This window comes from Roseibium sp. (assembly GCF_050301095.1).
Lineage (GTDB): Bacteria > Pseudomonadota > Alphaproteobacteria > Rhizobiales > Stappiaceae > Roseibium.
In genome coordinates, this window is record NZ_JBNKYW010000182.1 from 1 (window position 1) to 6845 (window position 6845).

Annotated in this window: 7 protein-coding genes; 3 read left to right on the forward strand and 4 right to left on the reverse strand. The window is 61.2% G+C overall.

Annotated elements, in window-relative coordinates:
- From ACQY7U_RS17070 to ACQY7U_RS17080, 3 genes are all read right to left on the reverse strand, one after another.
- Positions 1 to 657, reverse strand: a 657-nt coding sequence (locus tag ACQY7U_RS17070) for an adenylate/guanylate cyclase domain-containing protein (protein WP_428646813.1), incomplete at its 3' end; no start/stop codon positions are given.
- A gap of 366 nt (positions 658 to 1023) precedes the next feature.
- Positions 1024 to 1224, reverse strand: coding sequence for a hypothetical protein (locus tag ACQY7U_RS17075; protein ID WP_428646815.1), 201 nt, complete (start codon positions 1222 to 1224; stop codon positions 1024 to 1026).
- 136 nt (positions 1225 to 1360) lie between these two features.
- A complete protein-coding gene (locus ACQY7U_RS17080; RefSeq protein WP_428646818.1) occupies positions 1361 to 2086 on the reverse strand; it encodes an alpha/beta fold hydrolase in 726 nt (241 codons plus the stop codon).
- Positions 2087 to 2146: 60 nt separating this feature from the next.
- On the opposite strand from ACQY7U_RS17080, the gene ACQY7U_RS17085 reads away from it, so the two are divergent.
- Positions 2147 to 3157 carry a helix-turn-helix domain-containing protein gene (locus tag ACQY7U_RS17085; RefSeq protein ID WP_428646821.1) on the forward strand — a complete coding sequence of 337 codons (1011 nt, stop codon included), beginning with the start codon at positions 2147 to 2149 and terminating at the stop codon, positions 3155 to 3157.
- A 96-nt stretch (positions 3158 to 3253) separates the two neighbouring features.
- Here the strand turns inward: ACQY7U_RS17085 and qhpR are convergent, their stop codons facing one another.
- Positions 3254 to 4285: an AraC-like transcriptional regulator QhpR gene (qhpR, locus tag ACQY7U_RS17090; protein ID WP_428646824.1), complete on the reverse strand. Its 1032-nt coding sequence runs from the start codon at positions 4283 to 4285 to the stop codon at positions 3254 to 3256.
- Positions 4286 to 4527: 242 nt separating this feature from the next.
- On the opposite strand from qhpR, the gene qhpG reads away from it, so the two are divergent.
- Positions 4528 to 5874 carry a flavin-dependent monooxygenase QhpG gene (gene qhpG / locus ACQY7U_RS17095; protein ID WP_428646827.1) on the forward strand — a complete coding sequence of 449 codons (1347 nt, stop codon included), beginning with the start codon at positions 4528 to 4530 and terminating at the stop codon, positions 5872 to 5874.
- Positions 5871 to 6845 (forward strand): quinohemoprotein amine dehydrogenase subunit alpha (gene peaA / locus ACQY7U_RS17100; RefSeq protein WP_428646829.1); only part of this gene is annotated, 975 nt, incomplete at its 3' end. The genes qhpG and peaA, both read left to right, overlap by 4 nt.

Here is a 6845-nt window from a genome sequence, read left to right on the forward strand (position 1 = left end):
GGCGGACATGTTGTTGAAGGGCAGCACGGCGATCGACGGCTTCTCGAAACCGGCCTTCCGGCTCGCCGCCGGCTCGGTTCCATGACCGCTTGTCATCGTGGCCGGGCTGCTCGCCGCCTCGCCGGCGCCGAGTGTTTCGACGTGGTAGATCGAAACCGGATCGTCGATGTTCTTCAACTGCTGCATGCCTCCGTCGACGAAGAGCACATTGAGCTTCCGTTTGACCTCGTTGTAGACCTTGCGGGACACACACACACCACCTGGATTGGAAAGGGTCTGCACGCGCGCGGCGACATTGACGCCGTCGCCGTAGAGGTTGTCGCCGTCGATGATCACCTCGCCGATATTGATGCCGACGCGGAAAGTCATCTTGAAGCGGTCCTCGACGCTCTGGTTCCGGTCGGTAATGACCCGCTGGAAATCGAGGGCGCAGACAAGTGCTTCCAGCGGGCTTGCGAACTCGGCGATGACCGAGTCTCCCGCGCCACCGAAGATCCGCCCGTGGTGGCTGGCGACTGCATCGTCGATCACGGCGCGGCAGGATTTGAGGGCTTCGAGTGTCGATACCTCGTCGGCACCCATCATCTTGCTGAAGGAGACGACGTCAGCCGACAGGATTGTCGTGAGTTTGCGTTCAATCGATGAGGCTTGCTGCATGACCGCTCATCCTTTCTTCGGAAGGAGAGGCGACTTTCCGCTACGTGATCACCATAGCACAGGTTGGAGTTCCGCAGCAGTCCGGAAGACGGGAGGGTTATGTCATCAAAATGGCATTCAACACGTCCGCCGGAACAGCTTCCGGCGGACAGCAAGTCAGAGCGATCAGTCGCTGGCTTTCTGCCGGGCAGCCTTCAGCCTGGCAATGTAAGCGTCAGAAAGCTGCGGCCTGTCGACCTTGATCGTCAGCTTCTCGAACTTGGCCGTCAGGGGGAAGGGCGGCTTGTAGTCGGCGTCGTAGACCCCGGTCAGAGTGTCCGACCCGATGTCGAAGGCCTCGTCCCACTGCAGGATGATCGGATTTGGTCAACTCCGCATCCTCTTGACCATCCGCTTCAGGTTTTCCGGTGGCAAGGCAACAGCACCGGCTACGGCATCGCCGGCATTTCTGGTAGTAAGGTCCGCATCGACAATACCGTCGCCGGTGGCGGCGCGAACCTTGTGTCGCGGCTGGAATCCCATGCCAAGGCTGGAGATATCCTGTTTTCCTGTGAGAACGATGTCCATGCGAAGGGAGAGATCCTTTCCGCAAGGAAATCCTCGCTCTCATGCTCGAATCCGATATCGTGCCGATACCGGCGGAAAGCGCCGGAAAGCGCCGGAAGCCCCGCGGGAGGACATGCACGCACTTTCCGGTCGGCAGTCAGTCGCAGCCCGCCTCCAGGATTGCCGATGCGAGGACTTCTGGTGCCGAGAAGCACAGTTCGTGGCTTCCTGGAACCTGAACCAGCCGGAACAGGCCCAGCTTTTCCGACAGGCGGGGGTGCCATCCAAGGCTTTGAGGCAGGGCAGTGTCTTCCGTACAGTTGATATAGGACTTCGCAATCTCCATCGCGGCGGGATTTCTGCTCAGCGAAATCGGATCGGTGAACGTCGCATAGGGGTGGGGATTGAGTTTGTCGTAAGTCGATTTCGCAAGCTCCAGCGAGCCATCGTTGATGAAGGCCTCCCGCCAGACCGGAAAAGGCAGCATCACGCTGTTGTCGCCGCTGGCTGCGCTCATCTCGTCGAACAGGGCGACGTAGTGGGGCGGAACCATGTCATTGAGGCATTCGCCGCCGTTCGGCACAAATGCATTCCAGTAGATCAGCCGCCGCAGACGGTCGGGGCAGCGGTCGGCCGTGCCGGTAATGACCATGCCGCCGTAGCTGTGTCCCAACAGGATCACTTCCGAAAGATCGTTGTTTTCCAGATAGTCGGCAATGGACCGGACGGCTTCGTCAAGCCCAACGGACTTGGCGTCACCCGGCCGGTTGCCGGCGATGGTCGGGCAGTGCACCTTGTGGCCGGCTTCGCGCAGGAAGTCGGCGACGTTCTCAAAGAGGTCGCCGGTGTGCCAGGCGCCATGGACAAGCACGTAGGTAGACATAGGTTCAGTTCCTCCCTTATCGTTCTGGCGACAAGTCTATGGCTCCGGGTTACGCGCTCAATGAACGAGGCTCACAAAATCTGGTCCGACACGCATCGGACCGCCCGCTCGCAGACCTGGGATACCAGTGATTTTCGAGAGGGGGAGGCCTTCGACTACTATCGCGATGCGATCTGCTCCGCGTTCATGCCGTTGCGTCCGGAACTGGATAGCGAGCGGCGTGGAACCTTTCAGGCACGCGTTGTTTCTCACCAGTTCAGCGGCGGCGTGCTGAACCGTGTCAAGGCACTGAGCCATCCCGTTCATCGGGGGCGGGCGGAAATCGCGGCGTCGCCGGACGAATGTTTCTACATGAACCTGCAGTTGGATGGTGAGTGCAGGATTGAGCAGGGAGGTGCCTCGATCGTTCTGCGACCGGGGGAAATCGGATTGTTCGACGGTTCGGCGGACTTCGACCTCGACCATGGCGCCGGAGGCTGTCTGGAGGTTGCCTCGCTCATGATCCCCAAGGAGATGCTGGGGGAAGATGTCGGGGGACTGGCGAACGGACTTGCCCTGAAACTTTCCAGCGAACCGACGTACGGCAGTCTCCTGTGCGAGGCCTCAGGTCTGTTTGCCTCCACCATTGGCCACTCCGACGCCGGTGGTTTGTCGTGGCTTTACTCAGCCGTTCTTTCCCTCGCGGGCCTGGCGGCGGGATCCGTTGCAGGCAGACTGGTGTCCAACAATCGGGGAGATGCACATTTCATGCGAATAATGCATCATATCCGTCATAACTGCGCCACTGAGGACTACGGCATCGCCCAATGCGCGGCGGAGCTGGGGCTTTCGGCCGGATATATCCGTAACCTTTTCGCAAAGCGCGAGGAGACATTCGGCAATTTCCTTTTGACGGAACGGCTGAAACGGGCCGCGCGGCTCCTGGCCGAACCCGCGAGCGCGCATCTGCCCGTCTATGCAATCGCTCATGCTGCCGGCTTCCGAGAGGCGTCCCATTTCGGCAGGGCCTTCCGCAAGGCCTATGACCTGACGCCGCTGGAGTGGCGCCGGAAATCGGCAAAGACGAACTGATTGGTCCTGCGCGAATCCGCTGCGGTCGATTGGCAAACCTTTCACGAAAGAGCGCCTCGACATGCCTGTCGCGATCTCTTGCAGAGCCTTTCGGATTCAGCCGGCCGACGATCTGGTTCCGAGAAAATCCTGCCGAAACTGCTTCGGCGTCATTCCGGTGCGTTTCTTGAAGGCCCGTTCGAACGCGGTCTGGTCGGAATAGTCGAGTTCGCAGGCGATCTGGGCAAGGGAATGGGTTGTGTCGAGGAGGGCATGGCGGGCCACGCGAAAGCGGCATTCATTCAAAAGGGATGAGAACCGGACGCCTTCATCGCTCAGGTGCCTATGAAGGCTGCGGCGGGAAAGACCAAGCTGGCGTGCGACGGTTTCCTGGTCCGCTGTTCCCGTCCCAAGCCCCTCATAAATTGCCGTTCGCGTGCGAGCGGTCAGGGAGTTGGCCCGCGCTTTCCGGGCGAGACCCCGGCTCAGGTTTGCAAGGGCGCGCCGATGATCTTTCCTGCCGTCGCTCGGCATCGGCAGGGCCAGGATGCTCTCGGGAAAACTCAGTGCATTGGTCTCGCAGTCGAACTGACAGACCCCGAAGGCGGGATCCGTCCAACTCGAAGTCGAGCGGGAGGCGCTGTGTTCAAAGCAGACGAGGTCGGGGTGCCAGTCTGCTCCGGCACCGCGGCGGATGAGTGCCGTCAGAACCGATAGGGTGAACTCCGCATCCTGGCGTCGCGGCCAGATGTCCGGATTGAGAATCCGGTAGATCAAGGTGGCGACGCCATCTTCGACCGTCAGCGTCATTTCGGTTTCGCTCTGGACGTAGCGGAGGAAACGCTCGAAGGTCCGCAAGGCGGAGCCGATGGTCGAGGCTGTCAGCAGCGCCTCGCCAAGTTCGCCAAGATCGCCCAGGTCAAGCAATGGCCCCGACTGCCAGCCGATGCCGGGTTGATCGAGCATTGCGGCGCCGCGTTCGTAGATGTTCACGAAATCGTACAGGGGGATTTCGAACTGACTGTCCAGCCAGGCACCTGCCGGTAAACCGACCTGCCGGCCCAGCGCTACCGCATCGTGGCCGTTGCGGACCAGCATGAACTGAAGTCCGTTCAACGCACCGGAAATAATGGTCGCTCCCCTCGGCATGCCCCTCCGCCTCGTCCGAAGTTTCCCATTGCAGCATGACGCAGACGTCATAAAGCTGAAGTTTCGAGTACAGCAAATATTCCCTCGAGGCGCAATCTATTAGCCAGCCTGTTTTGCAGTGCAAAAAAGATTGGCCGAAAATGTCGGGAAAGCATGTTGCTGCCGTCCCTTTAATGCCCAGCATAGAGGAATCCGAACCCGCACCATGAATACATGGGCGTTTGGACGAGGGAACAGTATTGGTGACCTGCATCGATGTGGCAGTCGCCGGCGGAGGACCTGCCGGCGCCTTCGCAGCGCACGAGTTGGCGCGTGCCGGAAAACGCGTCCTGCTTATCGATCCGGAGACTTGCCGGCCGCGTCTGGAAGGCCTGGGCGAGCGGGTGGTCCGTCTTCTCGCATCGAAAGGACTGGAAGAGGCGCTGGAGGCGGCAAGCGCTCCGATGCCGCGAAAGGTCTCCTGGGCAGGCCTCAACAGCACGGCCAATGGCGAACGGCTGGTGCGCCGTCATGATTTTGACGCGGCCTTGAGACGGGCGGCTGTCAGGGCAGGGGTGCTTCATACCGTGGCCCGTGTCAGTCGCATCGAAACCTGCGATCCGGAGACAGGCGTCGTCCTGAAACTTTCCAACAGCGAAAGGGTAGCCGCCCGGCTGATGATCGATGCACGCGGGCGGCAGTCGCCGTCTTCTGCCGGGTTGAAGGGCCCACGCACCTTGTCCTTGAGCGGTCTTCTGGCTGAGCCTGGAGACAGTACCGGAACCCATGTGATTGCGACGCCCCAAGGGTGGCTATGGTCGGCGGCCGATCCGCATTTCGGCCATTGGATCCAGATTTCCATCGACGCGGACGACCTGCACGGAAGCGGATCAGACGCGCTATCGAAACGTATGCGGGCCTTCCTGCGCCAACCGCAACTGGGCAGCCGATTTACCGACGCCGGATTCAAGGGTCGATTGCTTGCCCGGCACGCCGGTCTCGTGCTGGCGGCGCCGGAACTGAAATTACCGGTGTTGCCGGTTGGAGACGCGGCGGTTGCCATCGATCCCCTGTCCGGTCATGGCCTGTTCTGGGCCCTGTCCTCCGCACTGGCGGCGGTTCCTGCCGTCCTGACGCTTCTGGAGACACCGGCAGGGGGCCGAAAACTTGCCGCACGGTTTTATCGTGACAGGGTCGTGGAGACCTTCTGGCGGCAAGCCAGGACCGGCCGGGATTTCTACCATCTGGAACAGAACCTTGCCGCCTATCCGTTCTGGTCACGGCGTACCGCCTGGCCGGACGGTGAACCAAGTCATGCATCGGCGGACAAGGTTCGCCTGGAGCGGCGTGTCGTCATCGAGAACAACCGCCTGAAAGAGCGGGATGTTCTGGTTACCCCGCAGGATCCGGATGGTGTCGCCTTTGTCGCCGGAATTCCGGTGACCGAGCTTCTTGGGCTTGTCCGCGCGGACGGGCCGTCACGTTCCGGTTCTCCTGACCTTTCTCCGGCACAAGCCACGGCACTTCGCTGGCTGGACAGCCGGAATCTTCGCGAGGGCTCGCCAGGGCCATTCCCAAAACCACCTGCCAACATGAGGGAAACAGCATGATCGAACGATTGCGAAAGGGGCATGTTGCCGGCCTGGCCGGGTTGCTGCTTCTGATGCCTGTGCCAGGCCTGGCGCAGGACGGAGCGACGCTGCTTGAGGAAAACTGCGCCGGCTGCCATGAGGCCGATGCTGCGGGTGTTCTCAGCCGGATCGGAGGACAGCGCAAGACGCCGGAAGGCTGGCTCATGACCATCGTGCGCATGCGGATTTTCCACGGCATGGAAATCGAGCCAGCGGTTCAGAGCCAGCTCGTCCATTACCTCTCCGACACCCAGGGCCTCGCGCCAAGCGAGGCGGAAGGCTACCGTTATATTCTCGAGCGCGAACCGGCAGTCGTTGAAAATGTCGAGGCTCCGCTTGGCGAGATGTGTTCCCGTTGCCATTCATCGGCCCGTTACGCCCTGCAACGCCGGACGCAGGAGGAGTGGGCGCTCCATATCGATTTTCATGTGGGGCAGTGGCCGACCCTGGAATACCAGGCGCTTGGCCGCGACCGCGAGTGGCTGAAGCTCGCCCGTGAAGAGGTGGTGCCGCTTCTCGCAGAAAAATATCCGCTGGAGTCGGAGGCCTGGTCCAGTTGGCTGGAGGCGCAAAAACCTGAAGCGACAGGTTCCTGGGTCTTTGCAACCCGGCTGCCGGACAAGGGCGAAGCCTACGGCAACCTGGAGGTCTCCGGCGACAGTCAGCCCTATGCGGTATCTGGAACCTTGAAAACCGCCGGTGGCGAAGAACTGGCCGTTTCCGGCAAGCTGAATGTCTATACCGGTTATGAATGGCGGGCGAATCTTGACATCGGCGGCACCGCCTATCGTCAGGTTCTGGCGATCTCCGAAGACGGCGATACCTTGTCCGGGCGTCAGTTTCTCCACGCGGAAGACAGTCTTGGCAGCACGTTCAGGGCGGCGCGGGCAGGCGTCAAGCCGGCTGTCGTCGGGGTGGTGCCTTCAACCGTTCCGGCAGGGGCAAGTGCA